A 25,791-nucleotide genomic window follows, 5' to 3' on the forward strand; every position below is an offset into this window, starting at 1 on the left:
TGTCGTTTTTAAAAGTTAGCCTTGATGCTGAATGTAAATTCGGCGGGAGGCGCTAATAGAAAATTACCAATACTCAGATCTGTGGCATATTCCGGATCAATTTTCTGTTTATTGAACAGATATACACCGAGGTTGCGCGCCTGGAAGCCAAGGTTGATCCGGGAGGCCGGGAACTTTGCCATCAAATGTTTTGGCAGTGTATAATTCAACAGCAGTTCATTAAAACGTATAGTCGATGCCGTTGCCACATTGATATCTGCATTGGCGGTGTAGCTATCATAGATATTCAGACCGGTTTGTGTTTTCGGCATCGCCGGAATATTGGTCAGCAACTCATCACCCGGTTTCTGCCAGCGGTTATCCCAGTCCTTATGCACTTGTGATACGGCTTCAAACAAGCCTCTGTACTGAATCTGCGGAATGCGGAAGTGATTGCCCATTTTATAGATAAATCCGGCGGTGAGCGACAGTCCCTTGTATCCTACGTCAAAGAACAACCCACCATAATGCGGAGGTACAGTGGTGCCCTGGTATACCAGTGCAGCGGTGTTATTCATTTCCTTCGTATAGTCTACTATGTTACCTTTTTCATCGTATACCTGTGGAGCACCGGTTTTACTGAGTCCTGCCCAACGGTAGCTATAGAGATAGTTCAAAGGCAGTCCTTCCTGGGCCAAGCCGCCGGTAAAGGCACCCACGGTCTGATTTGGAAAATCTACTTTTACTACTTTATTGCTGTTGTAGCTATAATTAAGTGTAGCCGTAAACGTGATAGCACGGTTAATGATCAGCGCACTGATAGTGGCATCTACTCCTTTGTTACGCAGACTGGCATAATTCACATAAGCACTGTTAAATCCATAGGTACCGTTAATAGTGGCATTGCCCAGCAGATCGGTGCTGTAGCGGTCGTAGTATTCTACGCTACCACGAAGGCGGCTGCTTTTCAGGGCATAGTCGATACCTATATTTTTTACGGTGGTTTTCTCCCATCTCAGCAACGGATTCGCGGGATTGGAGATATAGCCGTAGTTCAGATTCGTTTGCTGATCTTTGGCCACTTTAGCAATAAGGAAAGGGCTGGTACTACGGTCTACGTTACCATTGATACCATAGGTAGCCCGCAGGATCAAAGTAGAGAACGGACCATTTTCCAGAAATTCCTCCTTATGTGCCTGCCAGCTTACGCCAGATGACCACAGCCATACATTGCGGTATTTGTCGCTGGAACCGAAAAGATTTGTCTTATCCAGCCTGGCGGAAGCATTCACAGAGTACTTATCATCGAAGGTATACCCTGCATTGGAAAACAGGGATACAAAGCGATTCTTCGTATCGGTAAATACAGAGGCGTCGCGGATGAAAGCTTTATTGCCGAGAATATTCGTATAACCGTTTACATAATCCAGGTTGGCAAACTGCAACGTTTCCGGGTCGTAGCCATATTTCGTCTGGCCGGAAGAGTTACCGCTTACTTCACGGATCTCCAGTCCGGCGATAGCAGTAAGCTGGTGAACAGGACTTCCAAGCATGCCATCATACTTCACCAGGTTACGCCAGGTATGCGTCTGCAGTTTTGATTCTGCCACGCTGTAAATACTTCCTTTAGGCAAGCCGCTTACGGGTTGTCCGTTCTTCACAAAGGTGGAAAAGTTCACCTGGTTGCGAACATCGTACGATTCTTCATTTTCCAGTATGGTGTTGGTACTGCCATAGTTCTCGTACTGGTAGGAAGTATTAAAGAAGAAATCCTTTGCAAACAGGTAGCTGATACCAGCGGTGGCGGTGATATTGCGGTTGCGTGTCTGGTTGTCATGGTTACGGAATTCCTGTACCAGGTTATAATTCCAGTTGTACGGATAACCGGCTTTCACAAGTGCATCTTTATCCGCCTGGTAAAAAGTACGTGGTTGCGGAACGTAGTTACCATTATCATCGAGCAAACGCTGATAGGGAAGTAAGGATTTCAGATCGTTCAGGGAAAGACCATTATTCGTGCTGTTGAGCATCACGAAATTGAGGCCCATATCCACATGCAATTTTTTAGTGATGGCGGTCGACTGGAACAGGTCCAGGGAGAAGCGTTCATCACCTGTTCTTTTCATATAGGAAGGCGTATTATCGTAGTTGAAAGAGCCACGGGTACTGCTTTTCTCTCCTTTTGCCGCCAGCGACACGCCGTATTGCTGCCTGATTGCGTTGCGCATAAACTGGCTGCTGAAATCATCGTATGCGTGATACTGTTGTAGTGAATCTACTATGCGTGCGGCATTTGCGGGGTTGTTGAGATACGCATCTTCCACAGGCGTCAGCGCATTTCGCGGTTTTCCGTAGAAGGTAGTGAGTTTGTTATCTACCTTATATTTTTCAAACCCGATGAAAGAGGCGGTGGGGGCGAAAGGTAGTTTGGAAAGATCCGGTTTGGCGGAAACAGACACGGAAGTATTGAAGCTTACATCCAGGGATTTCCGGGAGGCGGCGCCGCGTTTTGTCTGGATCACGATCACGCCGTTGGCTGCTCTCACGCCCCAGATGGAGGCGGCAGAGGCGTCTTTTAAAACGGTGATGCTTTCCACATCATTTGGATTGATGGTATTGAGATCCCTTTCTACAGGAAAGCCGTCGATCACAATGAGTGGCGATGCGTCTGCATACAGCGTACTCTTGCCACGGATGGTCATGCTGCCATTGGTATTGGTAAGCAGGCCGGGCACCTGTCCCTGGAGATAGGTCTGGATATTGAAATTGCTTCTTTTTTCCAGGGTTGCCTGGTTGATCACGCTGAAGGAACCGGCGGCGCGTTCCCTGGGAAGTCGTTGGTAGCCGGTATTAACAATAGAAATCTCAGTGAGTTTGGCCACTGCCAGTTTCATTTGCAGGTTACCCAGGTTAGGCACCTGGGTACTGTTTACCTCCACGGTGAGGATAAAGCGTTCAAATCCTACGGAAGTAATTTCCAGGATATATTCCCCGTTGGGTACATCTTTGATAGTAAAATTTCCGGCTTCGTCTGTCATGGTGCCTTTTCCCAGCGGCAGTAATTTTACCGTAGCCATGGGGAGTGGCTGACCGGTATTATCCAGTACTTTACCGGATACCGGCTGTAATTTAAAGGCATTGGGCAGGTCGAGCACACGGGTGCTCGGTTTACGGCGCAGGTAAATGTTCTTGTTGACCATCTCCCAGTTAAAAGGCTGATCTTTAAAACAGCTGTCCAGTGCTACTTTCAGGGGAACGTTGTGCAAAGAAATGGTGATCGCCGCATCACGTTGCAGCAGGGCGTCGTCATAAAAGAAAACGTAGCCGGTTTGTTTTTTCACCTCTTTAAACAATTGCGGTAAGGGTGCATTACGAAGGGACAGGCTCACCTGCTGGCCATAGCTGCGGGCACCGGCCTGCATGGCTATCAGCATCAAAAAAGCAATCTTGTTCATAAGCCAGAAAATTTTGAAAAGGCGTTGGCGGCGAAGCGGGACATAGCCGGAAACGACCCTGATACCGGGGCTGACCGGTATAAGTAATAATTTCATAATTTTGGTTTGGGTAGAGAAATAAAAGATCACACCTGGTTTTTTGTTGGCAAACCCATTTTTAGACCGGAAGTGCTCGAACACTTCCGGTTTTTTTATGGGCAGCCCTTACATAAACCCTTGCGGGTCATTACATTTTGGCTGATGATTCATAATGGTTGATTTAATATGCTTATGGCAGAATGATAATATTCCGGCCTTCTCTTCTGAAATTGATTCCACTGACTGACAATCCTTTTAATACTTCCGATAGATTGGCGGAGCGGGATATTTCCCCGCTGAACCGGCGATCCGGTATTTTTCCTTCATAGCTGATGTTCACATCATACCATCTGGCGATTTGCTGCATCACCGTTTTTACGTCGGCCTGCTGAAACTGGAAGTAACCATTCATCCAGGCGATGGCGGCTTCTGTATCCACCTCCTTCAATAAGGAAACCGGTTGCTGGCCGGGAGTGTTAGCCAATACCGCCTGTTGACCCGGTTGCAGGATCACCGCGGCTTCGCTGCTCACTTTTACTTTTCCCTGTAGCAGGGTGGTTTTAATCAGCGGCTCATCCGGGTAGGCGCTGATATTGAATTGTGTGCCCAATACGGCGATGCGGGTTGGATTATTGGCAATGCTTACCTGGAAAGGCTGCGTGGCATTGGCGGCGATGTCGAAGTATACTTCTCCCGTTATAGTGACGTTTCTTTCTTTACCGGTAAAAGCAGCAGGGAAGCGGACAGACGACAGCGCATTAAGCCATACCTTAGAGCCATCCGGCAGTACCAGCCGGTACTGGCCTCCCCTCGGCGTACTGAGGGTATTGTATTCGGTGGTAACGGCGTTGCCCTGGGACTGATAGATCAGCTGTCCACCGGCGAGTTTGCTGATGCGGCTATTACCCTGTTGCGCGATATTTTCTGCTGCTGCCTGATCGAGGGCAATAGTTTTACCATTGCCCAGTGTGAGTATGGCTTTATTGCCACCGGGCAGGATCTCTGCTACCGGGGCTGGCGCCGGAGTTTTTGATGTACGTAAAAAGAAAACGGTGGCCGCTCCTGCCAGTAGCAGTACAGCTGCTGCATAGCGGATCCAGCTGCGTTGCCACACAGGCCGGGACGGAGCCAGGCCCAGTTGCCGGTCAATACGCTGTTTCATGGCCAGCTGCGCTTCCTCCCGGCGTGCAGATTCCATATGCCAGTCGGATTCGGCTGTCAGTCCGGCGTACCATTGTTCCACCTGCACCCGTTCCTCTGGTGTGCAGCGGCCTTCCAGGTACTTGTTCAATAAATTCCTGCCCTCTTTTTTATCCATATTCATACATCTTCCTATAAGTTAGTGACATGACGGAAGGAATAGTGGTAGACGAACGGAAAAAAAATTTTAACCGTGCATGTGCGGGATGACCGACAGCAGGAAAACAAGGCCTGCAGGGGCATATCCTACCTGCATTCTCAACCGGTTCAGGGCATTGCTGACCTGCTTCCTGACGGTTTCCTCGCTGATGCCCAGTTGCTCCGCTATTTCGCGGTAAGACAGCTGTTCTTTACGGCTTAAATTAAATATTTCTCTCATTTTGTCTGGCAGGCTTTGAATAGCCTGTTCTATTCTTTCTTCCAGATCACGCATATGTAAGAGGGTTTCCGGGGATGGTACCCCGCCGTTGTCCAGTTGATCAGACAAGTGTTGCAGGTAGTTGGAGCGGGTTATGTTCCTTTCTATATTCCTGATGGCCATATAGCGGCCACTGTTAAACAGGTAGGTACTAAGCGCCGCCTGGATTTCCAGGCGGTCGCGGTTTTTCCAGATGGAAACAAATATTTCCTGGACAATATCTTCTGCTTCCGAATAAATTCTCACAGCCTTCATTACATGCTGCATCAGCGGATACCAGTACTTGTTGTAGATAGTGGTAAAGGCTTCCTGATCACCATTCTTCATCAACTTCAGCAGCGATACATCATCAAGGGCAGCGTAATTTATCATTCACAATTGATTGGTTCGTGGGGTAAAAGTAGAAAGAAAGCCCAATTATTTTGCATACCAATCGCGCAGTCTCACGTCAATGCCCTTATTTCCTGCGTCTACCAGGGATTTGAATTTGTTCACATCACTGAGCCCGTCTTTACCCCGGTAATGGTAAGGATACACGATCTTAGGTGCAAAAGCCAGTACGGCATCTGCGGCTTCGGGCACGTCCATGGTGTAGGGCAGGTTCATGCAAACAAAAGCCACGTCAATATTTTTCAGGGCTCTCATTTCGGGTATACCCTGGGTATCTCCGGAGATGTATACCGATTTGCCACCCACTTTTAATACGTATCCATTCCCCCTGCCTTTGGTATGCATGGCGGTAGCGCTTTCGGGCAGGTTGTACATCGGGATCGCAGTAATTTTGATACCGGACAACTCTTTACTGTCACCGTTCTTGAGCGTGATAATATGATCGCCGGTAAGTTTGGCGGTTACCACAGCAGGTGCAATAATTATAGTGTTGGCGGTTTTCAGTTCGTTCACGGTAGCGGCATCGAAGTGATCTCCGTGAATATCCGTAATAAGGATAATGTCCGGCGCAGCCAGGCCCTTATGCTTTTCCGCTCCACCGGTAGGGTCCACGTAAATAGTTTTCCCGGCTGCCGACAGCAGCAGGTCGGCATGATTAACGGGCTGAATGGTGAGGTTTCCTTTGGAAGTGGAAATCACATCCGGCGTAACTCTTTGCGCGTTGGTACTGATGGCGGCAAAGAGGAATAAAAGTGCGACGAAAGACTTTTTCATAAATGATGATTAATGAGACCATGAATTTAAGCATTTCCGGGTTCTTGTATTGAAAAATAACAAAGGCAGTGAAGCATTGCTCCACTGCCATTTTCTTTATTTTCCGACAGATTAATTCGCCGTATTGCCATTATACTGATCCAATAACTGTGTCAATGCATTTACTTTCTCCGGGTATTCTGCAGCTACGTTGGTGCGTTCCCGTACATCGGAGCCCAGGTTGAATAATTCTATGTTTTTATTACCTGTTTGTGCATCATTGGTTCTGCGTAACTTCCAGTCGCCCACCCGGATTGCTTCCGGTGTGCCATTGTTGACGTAATAAATAGGCGCATGGGAAATATGCTCCTTACTTCCGTTGAGCAGTCCCAATACGGATTCTCCATCCAGCTTACGGCCTGCAGGCAGCGGTGCTTTCACCCATTCTGCCAGGGTAGGCAATACATCCATGCTGGTAAAGGCGTCAGTGATCGTTTTTCCGCCAGGCACATGATTTTTCCAGTATACAATAAAAGGTACCCGGTGGCCACCTTCATAGGTTTCTCCTTTTTTGCCCCTGAAGATGCCGGTGCTGCCGACATCCCATGGCTTAATTACATGATCGGCCGACATACGGGCAGGAAAATCTATCCAGGGACCGTTGTCGCTGCTGAAAATGAAAATAGTGTTATCAGCCAGGCCCTGTTGTTCAAGCGCCTTCCAGAGGTCCGCCAGGTTAGCGTCTATCTCTTCCACTACATCTCCGTACAAACCGCCGGGCGACTGTCCACGGAACCGTTTGGAAGCGGCCACCGGTAAATGCGGCATGTTATGCGCCAGGTAAAGGAAGAAGGGTTTGTCTTTCCGCTGCTGCCCGATATACTTAATGGCTTCTTTTGTGTACAGTTCCGTCAGCGACGTATCGGCAGGTTTGAAAATTTCCGGGGTACGGTCGCGGTAAATTTTCAACACCGTATCCGTTTTCACATAAGGCGAACGATAGTCGTGGCTGTACAGCAAACCAAAGTAATGATCAAAACCCTGTGCCACGGGGAAATTATAAGGCTGAATATCTCCCAGGTGCCACTTACCGATCATGCAGGTATTATAGCCTACGCCTTTCAGCATTTCTGCAATGGTTACATCTTCATCGGGCAAACCGATTTTGTATCCCGGAGGAATGGGAAAATTCAGCTGGGAACGGGTAGGATAACGTCCGGTCAGTAAGCTCACGCGCGATGGCGTACAGGAGGGGGAAGTCACCATATAACCGGTAGCCTTTACTCCTTTCTCTGCCATGTGATCCAGGAAGGGCGTACGGATCTGCGGATTACCATAGCAACTGAGATCACTGTATCCCATATCATCCGTTAGTACGAAGATGATATTGGGCCTTTGCTGCGCATATACAGCGGGCATCGCCCCAAAAGCAAGTCCCGCCAGTAAACCAAAAAAATATCGCTTCATAAATAAAAATTACCAGTTTGGATTCTGTGACAAAGCCGGGTCCAGGTCGCGTTCCTTTTGCGGCACCGGCCAAAGATAGTGTCTGGATTTATCAAATGCACGGTTAAAAGACACCACCTGCACAACGGTACGCTGTCCGTTGTTATTCCAGGTGATGCCATATACAGGTCCGTTCATCACGGTTTCAGCAGTTTTCCAGCGACGGATATCATAAAGCCTTAATCCTTCAAAGGCCAGTTCTACTGTTCGTTCATACCTGACGGCCGCACGCAGCTGCTGTTCTGTAAGCCCATCGGGTAAAGGCGGCATATTCACATCTGCACGCTGACGAACCGTATTGATGGCATTATACACACTCTGATCCAGCTGATGCAATTCTATTTTCGCCTCTGCGTAAGTAAGCAATACTTCCGCATAACGCAGCAGGATCATATTGATGCCGCAGTTGGTGGGGTTCGCATAATCTTCCGGGTTGATGTACTTTTTCAGGTTGTACCCGGTGGTAGAAGCAATGTACGTGCTGCCTATGGCATCGGCCGTACCGCTGTTGGGAGCCGGCCGGAATGCAATACCAGAAGGCAGGATATCGCCGTCTACGAATAAGCTGTAACGCAATCGTGGATCCCGGTTGTCGTAAGGATGATCTTCGTCGAAGTTGCTGCCGCTGGCGTGAATATCTTTCCCGTCTTTCGTCTGATAGGTATCCGCCAGTACTTTGGTAGGCACATAGGAGCTGTTACCATTCTTCTGGCTGTAGGGCGCCATAATACTGAATACATTATTGGGATAATTATCCTTGATAAACTGTTTATCCAGGATCACCTCTTTGTTATTCTCTGCGGCGTAACTGAATAATTTCTGATAGGAATCATACAGCGTGTAGCCGAGACCGTTTACCTGCGTGGCTGCATCCACTGCCAGCTGGTACCGGCCGGCATACAGATCCGCACGGGCTTTCAATGCCCATGCTGCGCCGCGCGCAATGCGCCCTTTATCGGCTGCATTGGTATAACTGGCAGGTAACAGTGCAGCCGCTTCCGTTAGTTCCTTGTCTATAAAATCGTAGATGGCTGTCACCGGTGTTCTTTTCAGGTTTCGTGCCTGATCGAGGGTGATGGAAGTTGTAACCAGTGGCACATCTCCATATAAGCCTGCCAGTTTAATATACTGGTAAGCGCGCAATGTTTTGGCTTCTCCCTTGAACTGATTGATCAATGCCGGTGTCGCGGAAGTTACCTTGTCTACATTTTCCAGGAAGTAATTGGCGGCATGAATGCCTTTGTAAGCATTTTTCCATTCACCGTATACTTTGGCGCTGGACTGATCATAGGTACCCAATTCGATATACGCCTGTACATCGAAATTCTGGTTGGTATGTCCAATGTCGGTGAGGGCATCGAGCGACAGGATATTGGTACTGTCCAGATCCAGGTACAGCGCATTGACGGCGAGTTTGGCGTCCGCTTCTGTTTTCCAGAATATATTGACTGCCAGCCGGTCTGTAGGCGCGGTATCCAGCAGGTCTTTATTGCAGGCCATCAGTCCGGTCAGGAGAAAAAAATAAATACTTTTATGGATTGCGTTCATCATCTTCTTTTTTTTCAACATTAAAACTGCAGATTAAGTCCTACGGTAAAGAGGGACGTTTGCGGATAGTACACCGCTCTTCCTGATTCTGCTTCCGGGTCCAGGTTCCATTCGTTGAGTTTGGAGAAGGTGAGCAGGTTGGTAGCAGATACATACACGGTTGACCTACTGATAAGCGCTCTTTTGCTGATTGCTTCCGGCAGGTGATAAGCCAACTGGATATTTTTCAACCGCAGATAAGAACCATCAATGACCAATCTGTCGGAAGTAGCCACATTGCGCAGATCGTATTTGATAGGTCTTGGAAAACGGGCATCGGTATGCTCCGGCGTCCAGTAATTATTCGCATAAATCTCGTGGGTAAATCCTTCCTGGTTACCCATTTCTGCCAGCGCGCCGGAAAGACGGGTATCCACTTTGGCCGCTCCCTGAATGAGGAGGTTCAGTTCAAATTCCTTGTATTGAAAACCGGCGTTGAGGCCGAAAGTATATTTTGGAAAAGACAACCCGATGTTGGTCATGTCGTTGGCATCAATTTTACCATCGCCGTTGCGGTCTACGTATTTCACATCTCCGGGCCTGGTATTGGATGCCAGAGTGGGATATTTACTGATTTCGTCTGCTGTCTGGAACAGGCCATCCGTCTGGTATCCCCAGAGGGTATTAATGGGCAATCCTTTTTTGATGATATAACGGGGATCAATATCCGAACCGGTGATATAAGGACCGGTGCCTTTCAGATCCGTCACCATGTTTTCATTCAGGCTGAAATTAGCGCCGATATTGTACCGGAAGTTGCCGGTCTGTTTGCTGCTGTAGTTCACCGTAATTTCCAGTCCTTTATTTTCTACAGAACCTGCATTCTGTGGTGGTGCATTCAATCCTACGGTAGCGGGTATATCAAGATTGAGCAGGATATCGGAAGTCAGTTTGCGGTAATAATCGGCCGTTACATTTAGTCGTCTGTCGAGGAAAGATGCGTCCAGACCGAGATCCAGCTGGGTGGTACTCTCCCAGCCCAGATCCGTATTGGCCAGTGTTGTTTGCCGGTAGCCGGCCACGGGTACGCCGTTGAAGGTGTAGCTGGTAGCGGTGAGGGCATCGTAGTAGCTGTACAGATCTACCGATTGGTTACCTGTTTTGCCATAGGAACCCCGCAGTTTCAGGTCGTTGACAATGTGTTGCAATGGTGCAAAGAACTGCTCCTGTGCAATGCGCCATCCTGCAGAAAAGGAAGGGAAAAAGCTATAGCGTTTATCTCCTGCAAAGCGGGAAGAACCATCATAACGACCATTTACTTCCAGCAGGTATTTACCGGCATAGGCGTAGTTAATCCTTCCGAAATAAGAGCGCAGCCCGTATTCCGCATCGCTCCCACTGTTGCTTTTGGTGCCATCATTGGCGCCCTGCCCGATAGAGGTAATATCATTGTTATAAAAACGTTCGCGGTAAGCGCTGAGGAAAGTCTGTTTATTATCTATCTGTGAATAACCTGCCAGTGCTTTCAGATCATGTTTGCCAAACGTGCGGTCGTAGGTAAGGAGGTTATTCCAGGTGTATTCTTTGAGCGTATTGCGGACTTCTGTCAAACTGTTGTTGGTCACCGTTTTGGTGATGTTGGTATTTTTATCGGTGTTCGTATAGGCGTTAGTGAAATTTTTCTGTTGGGTATACATGATACGGGCGCCGAGTTGTGTGGAGAAGCGGAGGCCTTTGAGCAGTTCCACATCTCCCTTTACACTACCGGTAAAATAGTCGATACCTTGTTTTGACAGGCCGCCTATTTCATCAAACATCAGTGGATTATTACCCTGGGTGCTTAAGCCATAAGTGCCATCCGGATATTTGGGAACTGCCCAGAGTGAGCCATGGAACATGTTGTTAAAGGGTTCGACGGTTGGTTTCTGGTTGCTGTTGTTGCGGTAGTTGATATCGCCGCCGATATGCACGCGGCTGTTGAGCGGTGTATAATCTGCGTTGAGGCGTACTTCGCTGAGGTTATCACTGTAGTTGTTCACGATTCCCTGTTGATCCTGGTAACGTACGCTCATTCTCGTTTTCACTACTTCATTACCACCTGCAACTGATAGGGTATGACTTTGCTGCGGCGCCGTTTTCAGCATGGTATTAAACCAGGTGTTGGGCATGGGATATTTTAACCGGTCGGTGGCGTTTACATACTGCTGGATGGATGTTTCGCTGAACCTGGCGGGAACGGCTACACCTGCGTTGGTATAAGCCACTACCTGTTCGCGCATATAGGATTCAATGTCCATCATCTCTGGTTTATTCACACTTTTCTGCCAGGCGTAATAGCCGTTGTAGTTCACCGTTACTTTACCTGCTTTGGCTCTTTTGGTAGTAATGAGAATAACGCCGTTGGTGGCGCGGGAACCGTAGATCGCTGTAGAGGCGGCGTCTTTCAGTACAGAAAGTGATTCAATATCTTCCGGATTGATATCCTGCATCCGTTGTTCGATTCCATCCACAATCACGAGTGCATCATTTTTGCCGAGGTCGTAACCGCTGGTGCTGCTGCTGTTGATATTAAACGTGGTGATTCCTCTTACGCGGATGGTGGCATTGGAAACGCCGGGGGCACCCCCTCTGTCGAGCACCGTTACACCGGGAGCAAGCCCTTGTAGCGCCTGTTGAATATTGGATACAGGGCGACGGGTGATGTCGGCGCCTTTGATCTGTGCCACGGCATTGGTCAGATCACTTTTCTTCTGCGTGCCATAACCTACCACCACTACTTCTCCCAGGGCGGTTTCATCGTCCTGCAGACGGAGTTCCAGGAAGTCGCGGCCATTCACCGGCACGGTTTGTTTTTTATAACCGATGCCGCTCAACAGCAGCGTATCGTTTGGCGATACCGCAATGGTAAAGCGTCCCTGCGCATCTGTGACGGTTCCTTTACCGGAATGTTTTACCTGGATATTGATGCCCGGCAATTGCTCTCCTTTGCCGGACTTTACCTGACCGGTTGTTTTCCCCGCCTGTTGGGCCGATGCGGCAAAAGTTAACAGCATAGCAATGCCATATATGAAAAGTACTCGCTTTTTCATTCAGTAGTTGTATTAATATGTTAGCTTTTTATCAGCCGGAAGTGATGATGTTGGTTTATTACTTTTTCATTGTGGGAGCAAAAATATATGTTATACTCTACAAATCCTATAGGGTAATAGAATTTTTAAATAAAATAAGGGGAAGGTCATAGCCTCCCCCTTGTTTTATCAGCGCAGTATTTCTACCCAGCCTTTATAGTCGCGGGTTCCCTGTGGTGTATTCAACTTCAGGATATAGTAATACGTACCTTCATTGAGTCCGTTACCATCCCATTTATTGGAGTAATCCTTTGATTGATATACGCTATTTCCCCATCTGTTGTAGATGAAAAGGGAAGATCCCGGGAATTTATCCAGACCTGGGATAAAGAAGTAATCATTCTTGCCATCGCCATTCGGTGTGATGATATTCGGAATATAAATATCATCGCCGGAAGTGGTTTGCTCTGTAGTTTTGGCCGTGTTGTTACGGAGGTCCGGATCGGCGGTTACTGCGGCCACAGTGGCGGTGTTATAGATGGTACCGGTGCCGGTAACCCTGGTGTTAAAGGTCATGGTGGCCGTTTGCCCGGAGGCCAGGCTATCCAGTTTCCAGGTGAAGGCATGATTACCGGCGGCTATTACCACCTGTCCTGTGCTCACGGTGTAATCCGCCAGCATGTCCAGGTTAGGCAACAGGTTATCGGTAACGGTGATATCCCTTGCAGTATTTGGTCCCTGGTTATTCAGTGTGATGGTGAAGCCTGGCTTATCACCAACTTTCAGGTTGGCGGCCGGCGACTTCATCACTTTCTGAATCGCCAGATCTGCCATGGCCGTAGCGGTGATGGTATGCGTGGTACTATCCGGTGTTACTGATAAACCTTCACCCTGCCGTAATGCGCCAACCACTGCCTTGTTCACCAGTGAGCCTTCTTTCAGTACCCGCACATCATACTCGAGAGCTACCGTTGCTCCGGCCGGCAATACAGCGATAGTCCAGCTGATCCGGTTTGCAGCAGCCTGGTAAATAGCTGCACCTACAACCGGCGGTATAATCACCGGCGCGCTGGTAATACCGCCCGGCGGCAACAGATCGGTCATCGTTACCCCACTGATGTTAAGCGTACTGGAATTATTGACGGTTATCCGGTAGCGGATCTGCTGATCTACCACATAAGGTCCGGCAGTAACGGCGGTTTTAGTGATATGCAACGGCACTTCACCGGTAACGATGGTAGTGGCGGTGCTGAAATTATCTGTATTATCTGTTTCTATGGTACCTGCCGGTGGAATTATTTCCGCCGTATTGGAGATATTTCCCAGCCCGTTTACTTTAGCCGTTACCGTTAGTACTGCCGTGGCGCCCACAGGGAAAGTACCGATGACGGCGCCTACGTTATTGCCTGATACCAGGGCGGTTACACCTCCTGCTCCTCCTGTTGTACCACTTACGGTTACCTGCGGATTTTGCAGCGCTGGCGGCAACGCATCCGTGATGATGGCGCCATTGGCAGCAACAGGTCCGTTGTTGGTGGCAGTGATGGTGTAAGTAATATTACCATTGTATATCGCCGTAGCTGGTCCTGTTTTCAGGATGGCCAGGTTTACCGCAGCCGGTACCTGGTTTACCAGGGTGAGGATCGTATTGCTATTGATTACATTTCCACTCAACGTTGCGTTGGCAGTATTGGTGAGCACACCATTAAAGCCATCTTTCACTTTTCCTTTGACAAAGATGCTGATCAATCCGTTTAACAACAGATCTCCTTCCACATCGAGCGTAGGTCCGTTACCGGTAGTTCCTTTTCCAACAGCGGAGTTGCTTACCGGGATCGCCTGCCAGGAAATGCCTTCTATATCGGCCGGCAGTACATCGTGGATCTGCACGCCCGTCAGTACGGTGTTACCAATATTGGTAATGTCGAGTTGATAAGTAATACTGTCGCCTGCATTCAGTTGTACCGGACCGGATTTCACGATCTGCAGGTTACTGCTATTAGGTGTTCCTACCAATGTATTTGCCAATGCAATCGCCTTGGTCGGATCAGTGATACCTGCCGGCGGATCCAGGGTAACGATATTGGAGATCGTACCGCGTTGGGATGCCGCTACTACCCCATCTACATAAATGGTTACCAGCCCGGTGTTCACCGGTATATTCAGCGTTAGCTGTAAGGCATTGCCACTGCCGGATGATACCGAACTGGCCGCACCACCGGTGGCGACTACACGCCATACCGGACGCAGAACGGAAGCCGGGATATTATCGGTGAGCGTAGCGCCGGTTACGTCGGCAGGACCACGGTTGCTGGCTGTTATGATGTAGTGGATACTGTCGCCCGCATTCAGCGCTGCCGGAGCATTTTTCGTTACCAGCAGATCAGCCGTGCGGTTCACCGCCGTTGTGAACTCACTGTTTTTACTGCCGTTGTATTCGGCCGTCACTACGTTTTTAATAGTTGTACCTGCCGCCGGCGTAACGATACCTTTCACCAGAATCACCACCGTACCGCCTCCGGCAGCGGTTCCAGCCAGTGTAGCCTGCAATGCAATGTTATTACCGGTGCCACTGGTTTTGCTGATAGTGGTGCTGCCACTACCTCCCTGTACGGTGGCTGTCCAGCTGACAGTACTTATTTCAGCCGGTACATTATCCGTAATATTCACCGGTGTGGCGGTAGCGGCACCGCTGTTACTCAGTTCGATCCGGTAATGAATCGTATCACCAATATTCACAGATGCCGGCCCTGCTTTGGATACATGGATACCGGTACTGGTATCTATGGCAGTGGTAACGGTGCTTGTGTTATTGCTTACATTGATCTCTGCTTCTTCCGGCGGTGTTTTCACCGTAGCTGAATTGAAAATACTGATGCCATCGAAAGCAGGATTGATGGTACCTGTAATATTAGCGATTACGCTATGATTAGCTCCCGCCGGAATATTGGCGGTGGCACGCAATACATTATTCTGTAATGACTGTAAGGTAACCACCGCATTACCAGTGGTGCTCCACACCACCTGTGCATTCTGAACGGCAGCCGGAATAATATCTTCTATCACAGCACCGGTCACATCTGAGAATCCTTTATTGGTGATCACCAGCTGGTAAGCTATACTACCACCTGCGGTAGCGTTGGCCGGACCGCTTTTCACAATATCCAGGTCGGTAACCCGCAGGATGGCGGTCGGCAATGTACTGCTGGCGCTGTCTGCGTATGCTGTATTGGTAATAGAAGAGAAGTTGGTGGCCGGATCTACCCTGCCTGCAATCGCTACACTCACCACCCCGGTTCCCGCCGGGATATCGGCTTTAAAATCAATATTGCCGGTGCCATTGTTTACGGTGGCAGTAGCGCCGCCCAGCACCGTCACGGTGTAGGTAGCATTCCCGATCACCTGCGGCAATATATCCCGTATACTAACATCGCGCGCCAGGGATGGTCCGTCATTGGTGATAACAAGCGCGTAGTTGATCACCCCACCTGCGATAGCCTGTGAATAACCGGTTTTAATAATCTTTACCGCCGTCACCTTTCTCACAACGGTGATCACAGAATCTGCCAATGTTGGCTGACCCGGATTGGTGAGCGTGGCGAAGTTTTTAAGGATGGTAGTGGTCAGATCAGCTGCCACGGTAGCATTTACCGTGATGTTGATTTCATTGCCTGCAGCGGCCGGGATATCAGCCGTGAGGTTGACATTGCCGGTACCCGTAGCAGCTGATACCACTACGCCGGCGCCAGTAGGAACAGCCGTCCATGTTGCGTTCGTAAGACCAGCAGGCAGCACATCAGCAATGATCAGTCCTTTGGCATCGGAAGGACCTGTATTACCAATACGGATATTGTACTGGATCTTTTCCCCCGCCACTACAATGCTGGTACCGGTTTTAGAAACACTGATATCGGCCTGGTGGCTGATGGCAGTGATCACGGTATCCGCAGCTGCAGGTTGACCGTTACTGCTGACAGTGGCAATATTTCGTACTTCCGTTGCCGTAGTTTGCGGCGATACTTTTCCATTGACAGTGATCACCACCGCATTCGTTTGTCCCGCTGCTATATCTGCCGTTACCTGCACATTGTTACCTGTACCTGTTTTATTTCCGGAGATGAATGCCGCGCCACGTTCTTCTGCTATCCAGTTGCTTACCAGGATATCCGCTGGAACGATGTCTGCAATAGCTACCTGTTTCGCATCGGAAGGACCATTATTCTGTACCGTGATACGGTAGCTCACATCGCCACCAGCAACAGCTGTGGCAGGACCAATTTTTGTGAGTGTCAGCGCCGTAGATGCGGTAACGTTAGTATTCACAGCCGCACTGTCGGTCACACCGGAAGTGTCAGTAAAAATAGCGGTGTTGCGCAGCGTACCGGTGAAACTGGCGCTGATCATGCCATTTACGGTGAGGGTGATGGCATTGCTATCTCCCGGATAAATATCCGTTTTAAAGGTAATACCACTATTGGTACCCGATAATGTTTTGAGACCGTTTATCAACGAACTGCCACCAGCGGTCGCCTGCCATTGTACCGGCTGTATTTCTACCGGTATAATATCCAGCAGGTTCACATTGCCGGCAAACGAAGGTCCGCTGTTCAGCAAGCGCACACTATAGAATATGGGGGTACCGGCGGCAGCATTGGAAGGACCTGTTTTGCTGATCTGCAACCTGGCGAGCTTTGTGACAGTTGTGATGACAGAATCAGCCGCCGCAGGTATGCCAGCGGTATCGGCAGTAGCCACATTTTTTATCACGCCGGTAAACATAGGGTCTACCACACCGTATACCACTACCTGGATTTTGTTCGCCGATCCCGCAGGAATCCAGCCTTTTACATTGATGAGATGACTGGTATCAAGATTGACGCCGGAGATGGTAGCTCCCCCATTCACATAAGCAAACCAGGCAACATTCCGGATAGGCGCAGGCACAATATCATGGATCTGCACCGTATCCGTATTGGATGGTCCAAGGTTGGATACTTCGATGGTATACTGAATATCTCTTCCGGCGGCAATAGTAGCAGGGCCTTGTTTGGTCAGGAGGATCTGCGCTTTGCGCGTAACCGTAGTGATTACTTCATTGCTGCGGAGCGCACTGGCAACGGCGGTATTCCGGATCTGTCCTGTGAAAGAGGAATCAATAATACCGGTGATGCGAATAATCACCTGGCTGGAATCGCCGGCAGGAATATCTGCGGTAAGTAATACGTCACCTGGTCTGTTGGTAATATTGCCTCCGTTGATCACGGCGCTACCGGTAGCTGTGGCCGACCAGCTGACCTGTTTCAGCGTATCGGACACAAGATCGGAAATCACTACCCCGGTGGCATTGGAAGGTCCATTGTTACCAATGATTACCTGGTATTCTAAAGACGTACCTGCGTTAGCGTTAGTTGGCCCCGATTTACGGATGGTCACTCCCGGTTGTTGCACAATCACGGTGTTCACCTGGTTAGACACCACGCTATCCGTAGCAGATAACAATGCCGTAGCACTGTTTACAAAAGCTCCGGTGGCAGATGGAGCGGTTTGCGCATTCACCACCACCCGGATACCATTGGCTACACCAGCAGGAATATCCGCTATAAAATCAGGATTACCTGGCTGGTTGATCAGATTACCACCATTGATGACACCAGTGCCTTCCGCAGTAGCAGACCAGGTTACATTGGTGAGTACCGCAGGCAGTAAATCGCGTATATGCACACCCGTTGCCGCAGAGGCACCATCGTTGTACACATGAATGGCATACTGGAAGCTGCCACCTGCCGCTACGGTATCCGGGCCGTTTTTCTCTACCCGGATATGCGGATTGCTCAATATACCGGTAACTATTGTATCGCTGGTTGTTACAACACCAACCTGGTTTACTGCCGTGGCGTAGTTCTTTATAATACCCGTAGCGGCAGAATCAGCGATACCTGTAACGGCAATGTCTATACTATTATTTCCTCCCGGAGGAAGATCCGCTACCAGCGAAATAAGCGATGAAGTACCGGAAGGTCCGCCCTGTGTAATCAACGCGGCACCATTCGTAGTAGCCGTCCACCGGACATTTTTGAGTGGTACCGGCAGACTGTCCCTGATCTTAAGACCCAGTGCCTCAGAAGGTCCATCGTTGGTAACGAGTACATGATAGCTGATCGCTTCTCCGGCTTTCACCGTAGCAGGACCTGTTTTGCTGACTTTCACCGATGTGGAGAACAGCACCTGTGTATGCACCACATTGCTACGCTTGATGGGGCCGGTACTATCATCTATTTCTCCAAGGTTACTCAGCAAGCCGGTGAAATCAACAGGTACTTTACCGGAGATATTCACAGTTACCCGGCCACCTACGATCATATCTGCAAACACCTGTTCATTATTCCCGGAACCGCTGCCGCCACCGGTAATCACAGCGCCATTACCCGCAGAGGAGGTCCATGTTACCCCTTCAATAGTGCCAGGCACAAGGTCTGCAATATCGAGCCCCTTCGCATCAGAAGGTCCGAGGTTGGTTACCAGCAGGGAATAATTGATGGTGCCACCGGAGGCCACTACATTCGGGCCACTCTTTACAATGTTCAGGTTCGATTTATTCCGGATCACGGTAGTCGCGGACGCAGTAGCAGGTGTAGGGTCTGTTACACCAGCCGGTGGTACTGCCGTGGCCGTATTGGTGATGGAACCCGTGGCCGCAGGATCAACCTTTCCGGTGACAGATATGATCAACATACCGGAATTAGCAGGCAGGTCTGCCGTGAGATGAATGTCTCCCGCACCGCTGCTGTTACTCACCGTTACTCCGCCGGAAGCTGTTGCGGTCCATACGGGCGAGAGAATCGTGGCGGGTATCAGGTCCGTAATAACTGCCCCCGTTACATTAGCCGGACCATTGTTGGTCACAACGATATTATAAGTGATCTGTTCACCGGCATTCAATTGCTGTGGCGCCTGTTTGCTGATATCCAGATCTACCGTATTATCTATCTGTGTGGTAACCGTCGCAAATTTGGTATCTGCTACTGCACGGTTGAGCAGTAAAGCAGGTGCATTTTGTGCCACGGTACCATTCACAATGATCACAATTTTTCCGGAACCGGCTGCTGTACCATCAATATTTGCCAGTACGTTAATTCTCCGGGGATCAGTACCCTGGTCGGTGTATGTAGTACCACCACTGCCACCCTGCACCGAGATGCTATGGGAAATGTTATCAATACCCAACGGGATGGTATCTGTAATAAGTACGCCGGTAGCATTGGACACGCCTGCATTGGCCACTTCAATGGTATAACTGATCGGGTCCCCTACTTTCAGGCTGGCAGGTCCGGCCTTGGAAATGATCACACCCGTTTCATTGGTGATTTCCGTGGTAATACTGCTGGAGTTATTCACCGGGAGCGTTTCATGGCTACCCGCAGGAGGCTCGATCCAGGCAGTGTTCTTTATCGGTCCGGGTAACGTAGACGGATCTACGATACCATTGATATTCACCACTACGTAATTGGCCAACCCGGCAGGAATATTTACGGTAACGGCTACACGATTACCTGCAATAGGTTGCAAGGTCGCCGTAGCTGCACCGGTAGTTGTTACGGTGGCAGTGATATTGGTGACTGCTGCCGGAATGGTATCCGTAATCAGGCCACCCACCACATCGGCCGGGCCTTTATTGGTCACAATTAAATGATAAGCGATAGATTGACCTGCTACTTTCGAAGAAGGGCCAGACTTCACAATACCCAGGTCTACTTCATTGCGGATCACCGTTTGTACACTGCTGCTCACCGGGACGTTATTGATGTAACCGGCAGGCAGTTTCGCATAGGCGGTATTGACAATGGTAGTATCCACCAGTGTAGGTGATAAAGTACCTGTTATGGTAATATCCACTCTGCCGGTACCGGCAGGAATAGTAGCGGTGACATTTACATTACCGGTGCCATTGGTTACGCTGGTAGTAGCGCCGCCGGTGTTTACCACGGTCCATACCGGGTTCAGTATCCGGGAGGCGATGGTATCGGTGATCAGGGCGCCGATGGCACTGGAAGGCCCGCTATTGGCTACTGATAAATGATACGTAATGACCTTGCCGGCATTGCTGGTAGCCGGGCCGGTTTTGCTGATAGATAACACCGCGTCATGGATAACATGTGTTGTTACTGTATAACTGAGATTGCCAACACCCGGTACCTGGGCGGCAGCGGTATTCTGAATGCTGTCGCCTGCGAAATTGGGATCTACCGTACCTGCAATCCGGATATCCACTGCAGCAGTGGAATCGGCCGGAATATCCGCAGTGATATTTACATTGCCTGCACCGTTTGCCTGACTTACCGTAGTACCGTTACCGGTAGTGGTAGCAGTCCAGGTAGCATTCAGAATAGCGGCAGGTATTACGTCTGTGAGCACAATGCCCTTTCCATTGGAAGGCCCGATATTGGTAACGTGAATAGAATAGAGGATGGCGGCACCGGAGCGGATGGTATCCGGGGCATTTTTAACCAGCCGGATGCCTGGGAATATTTCTACCTGCGACACCACGGTATCCCTGAACACCGTACCTCCGGGGATCTGTGCGGAAGCAATATTAGTGATGGTACCTGCCGTTGAAGCGGTATTCAGTTTACCACTGATCAGCACCCGGATATAGTTACCTGCACCAGCAGGAACATTACCAGTCACGAGCAGGTTATTGCCGGTGCCTGTGGCGCCGGTAGAGATTACCGCAGTACCCGCAGTTGTAGCGGTCCATTTCGTATTGATAATATCTGCAGGGATGACGTCTGCAATACTTACCTGTGCTGCATCCGAAGGACCTGCATTGGTCAGCAACAGCGTATAGTTTACAGCAGCACCGGAAGTGATAAAGTCCGGCCCCTGTTTGCTAAGTGTCAGTCCCGGTACGCTTTTCACCGCCGTATTCACGAGGTTGGAATAGGCTGTATCAATACCCGCAATGATGCCGCTGGCCCTGTTTTGCAGCGTACCGGTGAATCCCGGTGCTATAGTACCGGTAATGCTGATGGCAATGATGTTGAGGTTGCCCGCGGGTATATCGGCGGTGTATTTTACGATATTGCCGGTACCGGTAGCACCTGCGGTAATGATGGCGTTGCCACTGGCCAAGGTGGTCCATTTCACATTGGTGATGCCCACAGGAACTGTATCTGTGAAATTGATCTGCCGTGCATCAGAAGTACCTTTATTCTGGAGTGACAGCAGGTATTGAATGGTACCTCCTGCGCTGGCTGTATCGGGACCAATTTTTTTCACTACCAGGACGGGATGGCTCTTCACAACGGTAACCACACTGTCGGACAGCACCGGCGGCTCGCTGCCAATAACAGCATTCGCGGCATTCTTAATGGTGCCTGTAAAAGCAGGACTAACGGTACCGGTTACACTGATAACGATCTTATTGACCGTACCGGCAGGTATGCTTACCCTTGTTTTTACCGTATTGCCGTTACCGGTAGTTCCTGAATCCACGGTAGCAGCACCCGAAGCGATGGCTGTCCAACTGGCATTGACGATACTGGCAGGGATGATATCATTGATGGTAACGCCTGTAGCATTGGAAGGACCGCTATTGGTCACCGTCACCAGGTAGTTGATTTTTTCACCGGCATTCAATGCAGCAGGGCCAATCTTTGCTACATGCAAAGCCGGGGAAGCATATACCTCTGTATTCACCAGCTGACTTGGGATAATATCCACACCCGGATTAGCGAAGGCAAGATTCTGAATAATGCCTGTAAATCCAGGATCTGTTTTCCCTGTAATGGTAACGGTTACGCGTGCATTACCAGCCGGAATATTGGCTCTCACCACTACGGTATCTGTATTACCGGTGGCGCCGGATATGATGGTGGCGCCATTCGCCGCTACTGCCGTCCAGCTGATATTGGTCAACTGGGCAGGTACCACATCACTGATCACTGTTCCGGGTGCATCGGATGGACCGCTGTTACTAACGAGCAACGTATATACGACATTGTTACCCGCCGGTACCCTGGCAGGACCTGTTTTACTGATACTGATATTGGCCAGTTTCAGTACGGTAGTGCTCACCGAATCTGATACGGCCGGTTTACCGGGCAATACAGCGGTGGCTTTATTCTGCATCAGGCCTGCAAAAGCAGGACTGATGGTTCCTTTCACATCTACCTGGATCTGGTTGGCTGTACCGGCAGGGATAGTACCAGTTACCTGGATATTGCTACCGGTGCCAGCGGCATTGCCGGTAATGGTGGCCGTACCCAGCGGAGTGGCTGTCCAGCTCACATTATTAATTCCTGCCGGCACTACGTCATTCATCGTCATGCCCACTGCATCGGAGATACCGGTATTGGTGATCAGAATACGGTATGCAATCGCATTACCACCGGAAGTTTGTGCCGGACCTGATTTAGAGATTTGCAATACAGCTTTGTTATCTACCGTAGTCACCACCTCGTTGGAATTAGTGGAATCGGTGGTGGTAGCTGCGGAAGATATATTACGGAACGTGCCTGTAAACGCAGGATCTACCGTCCCCCTGATCGTTACTACGATGCGGTTGCCCGGTCCGGCATCAATATTACCGGTAACCGTGGCCACGGAGCCCTGCATGGTATTATCCGTCACCACACTATTACCTTCTGCAGCTACGGTAAGCAACGGCTGACGGATCTGCGAAGGCACCACATCCCGGATGCGGATACCATAAGCATTGGAAGGACCACTGTTCGTAACAAACAACTGGTAGGTGATCACACCGCCGGCGGTGACACTCGCAGGACCAGATTTCGTGATCAGCAATTTCGGGCTGTTTACCACTTTGGTAACTACCTGGTTGGAGTTAAACACGGGAATGCCTTCCAGTTCTGCGGATGCCTGGTTGGTAATATTTCCCTGGAAGCCCGGGGACACCGTTCCGGTAATATTTACGGTCACTGAGTTATTATCTCCCGCAGGAAGATCTGCGAACAAACGGACCTGGTTACCCGTACCCGTTGCACCGCTGGCGATGGTTGCCTTGCCATTCACCACGCTGGTCCATTTTACATTGCTGATCAGGGAAGGTACGGCGTCTGTAAGCAACACTAATTTCCCATCGGAAAGGCCGTTGTTGCGGTATACTATTGTGTAGCTGATCGCTTCTCCGGCATTTACCTGTACCGGACCGGATTTCACCACTACAATATTCGGTTTGGTATCGATCCGGGTAAGATTATTGGCGTCCACCTGTCCGCCGGCAGTTGATTTAGCAGTAGCGGTGTTATTAATATTACCGATGGCACCGGGCAGTACCCGGCCATTGATCGTAATCTCAATGGCATTGGCAGTACCGGCAGGAATCGCCGCAGAGGTGGACACGCTGTTGCCGCTTCCGCCGGAAGGCGCACCTGGAGTGATAGTGGCACTTCCCCTGGCTACGGCTGTCCAGCTCACATTGGTAATCACCGATGGCACCAGGTCAGTGATATCCACTTTCGGATCATTGGATGGACCGGCATTTGTCACGATAATTTTATAGGAGATGGTATCGCCGGCAATCACGGTACCGCCAGCCGGGCCAGTTTTTACAATGTTCAATCCTGTTTTGGTCTGCAGGGTAGTTAGTACATTATTGGACTCAAACTGTTTTCCGGAAGAAGTAGTTACCAGCGCGCCATTGAATATCTGCCCGGTAGCATCACCGGCGATCGTACCATTGATGGTGATCACAATCGTATTATTGGCGCCCACCGGCAGATTACCGGTTACCCTTACCGGTGAGCCACTGCCGGAAGTGGCAGTGGTAGTAGCGGCACCGGTAGTCGCTACAGTGTAAGTCACGTTAGTGATGCGCGGATCAATATTATCCGTTATCACCGCATTCAACACATTGGAGGTACCGGTATTTGAAACCACCAGTTTATAACTGATCGCCCCTCCCGCAAAAGCAGATGCAGGGCCGGTTTTAACCATACCCAGTCTGTCATTGACTTTCAGGGAATCAATATCTGTGGCGGAGTTGTTCCCGGGAATGGGATCTGCTACCGGATCAAGTGATTGTACCGTCACCGTATTTTTTAATACATCCGTAAAGCCGGCAGGGATATCCAGGGTGAGTTTAAAGGTAACCTGTGAGCCGGAAGGCATATTGGCCTGCTGATAGATACTGGTATTGCCGCTGCTGTTGGAAATAGAAGCCCCGCCGCTGGCAGTGGCGGTCCAGGAAGCCACATTGATGCCGGCAGGAATAATATCCTGGATAAGTACCCGCTGTACGTTTGATTTGCCGTTGTTGGTGGCAATGATGGTATAGGTGACGGGGGATCCGGGTGTGTAATAATCTGTACCATCGGTTTTAGTGACCGCCAGATCGGCCGCGATCATAACAGGCGTGGTAATCTGCCCGGTGGGGGTGGTATTTACAATAACGTTATTGGGTGGTTGTATGGTAATAATATTAGTAATAGTAGGTTGGTTGTAGTCCGGACGGATAATCCCATTCACCGTAATGGTCACCGATTTCCCGGCAGGAAGATCCACTCCCGTCCAACGGCCGCTGGCATCCAGGGTACCTTCGCTGGGCGTCATGGAAATGAGCTGGTAGCCATTAGGCGCCTGCTCCAGTACATAAAACACTTCATTGGTATATACCGGGGACGGACCATTATTGGTTAAGGTAACGGTGTAAATAAGGGGTTCGCCGACAATACCGGTATCCAGATTGGTTTTCTGGGTAAGCACCAGGTCGGCCTTCGCAGGACTTACATCAATCATCACGTCTCCATTGGAGCAGCTGCCGTTCCGGTCACATACGCGATAGGTGAACCGGTCTACCCCAAAGAAATTCGGATTTGGCATATAGGTAAAAGAGCCGTCGGCCCGGAGGGTAAGCGTACCATTTGTTACGTTGCTTACCGGGGTGGTTTGCACCGTGAGCGGACCGCCTCCGTTTGGATCGTCGTTGGTCAGCACATTGGCGTTAACCGCCACTCCTCTCACCGTATTATAGTTATCACTGGCCGCAGTGGGCGGAGGCATAAGCTCTTTATGAAGGTTCGGATGCCTGTCTTTCGCCACCAGGTTACCGGCGATCAGCAGGAATATAAACACCCCGCCCCACACCCGTTTCCGGGAGCCGCTTTTTCCTGAATTATTTTTGTTGTAACACAGATGTAAAATTGAAGCATGTAGTGATGAAAGCATTTAGAACATTTTTACGATGAAATCCAATTAACGGCAGCTATTCATAGGGAGGGTATAGGATCTACGGTACGATACAGTTGTTGGGAAAACACATCGTTTACCCGGTGCAGTTATCAGAACAACTGAAAGTTTTCGTTAGTTCACTGAAAATGACGCTTTCATAAAAGTTATTCTGAGAAAAGGGAATGGTACAGGTTGTCTTGATAACCAGCCTGGTGAGCGCCCCGGGCAA

Annotated in this window: 8 protein-coding genes; all 8 read right to left on the reverse strand. The window is 49.7% G+C overall.

From position 1 onward, the window contains the following. Nucleotides 1-8: 8 nt before the first annotated feature. Nucleotides 9-3,434 carry a SusC/RagA family TonB-linked outer membrane protein gene (locus BMW79_RS28210; RefSeq protein ID WP_177192368.1) on the reverse strand — a complete coding sequence of 1,142 codons (3,426 nt, stop codon included), beginning with the start codon at nt 3,432-3,434 and terminating at the stop codon, nt 9-11. A 268-nt stretch (nt 3,435-3,702) separates the two neighbouring features. Further along, nucleotides 3,703-4,836 (reverse strand): FecR family protein, encoded by a 1,134-nt coding sequence (locus BMW79_RS28215; RefSeq protein WP_089901203.1) that lies wholly within the window; start codon nt 4,834-4,836, stop codon nt 3,703-3,705. 63 nt (nt 4,837-4,899) lie between these two features. Continuing rightward, nucleotides 4,900-5,502, reverse strand: a complete 603-nt coding sequence (locus BMW79_RS28220) for an RNA polymerase sigma factor (protein ID WP_089901206.1) — start codon at nt 5,500-5,502, stop codon at nt 4,900-4,902. A 45-nt stretch (nt 5,503-5,547) separates the two neighbouring features. Further along, on the reverse strand, nt 5,548-6,294 hold the full coding sequence (locus BMW79_RS28225; RefSeq protein ID WP_089901209.1) for an MBL fold metallo-hydrolase: 747 nt from the start codon (nt 6,292-6,294) through the stop codon (nt 5,548-5,550). 111 nt (nt 6,295-6,405) lie between these two features. After that, complete coding sequence (locus BMW79_RS28230; RefSeq protein ID WP_218150469.1) at nt 6,406-7,740, reverse strand: sulfatase family protein; 1,335 nt, start codon at nt 7,738-7,740, stop codon at nt 6,406-6,408. Nucleotides 7,741-7,749: 9 nt separating this feature from the next. Beyond that, the gene (locus tag BMW79_RS28235) at nt 7,750-9,330 is read right to left on the reverse strand and encodes a RagB/SusD family nutrient uptake outer membrane protein (RefSeq protein WP_218150470.1); all 1,581 of its coding nucleotides are present in this window, start codon (nt 9,328-9,330) and stop codon (nt 7,750-7,752) included. Between the two features lie 17 nt (nt 9,331-9,347). Further along, the gene (locus tag BMW79_RS28240; protein ID WP_089901213.1) at nt 9,348-12,395 is read right to left on the reverse strand and encodes a SusC/RagA family TonB-linked outer membrane protein; all 3,048 of its coding nucleotides are present in this window, start codon (nt 12,393-12,395) and stop codon (nt 9,348-9,350) included. A 168-nt stretch (nt 12,396-12,563) separates the two neighbouring features. After that, complete coding sequence (locus tag BMW79_RS28245) at nt 12,564-25,559, reverse strand: T9SS type B sorting domain-containing protein (protein ID WP_089901216.1); 12,996 nt, start codon at nt 25,557-25,559, stop codon at nt 12,564-12,566. Between the last annotated feature and the right edge of the window lie 232 nt (nt 25,560-25,791).

The organism is Chitinophaga arvensicola (genome assembly GCF_900110835.1).
Classification (GTDB): domain Bacteria; phylum Bacteroidota; class Bacteroidia; order Chitinophagales; family Chitinophagaceae; genus Chitinophaga; species Chitinophaga arvensicola.

Coding starts and splice junctions, on each gene's coding strand:
- BMW79_RS28230 (WP_218150469.1), bottom strand. CDS start 7,740: ATGAAGCGATATTTTTTTGGTTTACTGGCGGGACTTGCTTTTGGGGCG.
- BMW79_RS28215 (WP_089901203.1), bottom strand. CDS start 4,836: ATGAATATGGATAAAAAAGAGGGCAGGAATTTATTGAACAAGTACCTG.
- BMW79_RS28245 (WP_089901216.1), bottom strand. CDS start 25,559: ATGCTTTCATCACTACATGCTTCAATTTTACATCTGTGTTACAACAAA.
- BMW79_RS28235 (WP_218150470.1), bottom strand. CDS start 9,330: ATGATGAACGCAATCCATAAAAGTATTTATTTTTTTCTCCTGACCGGA.
- BMW79_RS28220 (WP_089901206.1), bottom strand. CDS start 5,502: ATGATAAATTACGCTGCCCTTGATGATGTATCGCTGCTGAAGTTGATG.
- BMW79_RS28240 (WP_089901213.1), bottom strand. CDS start 12,395: ATGAAAAAGCGAGTACTTTTCATATATGGCATTGCTATGCTGTTAACT.
- BMW79_RS28210 (WP_177192368.1), bottom strand. CDS start 3,434: ATGAACAAGATTGCTTTTTTGATGCTGATAGCCATGCAGGCCGGTGCC.
- BMW79_RS28225 (WP_089901209.1), bottom strand. CDS start 6,294: ATGAAAAAGTCTTTCGTCGCACTTTTATTCCTCTTTGCCGCCATCAGT.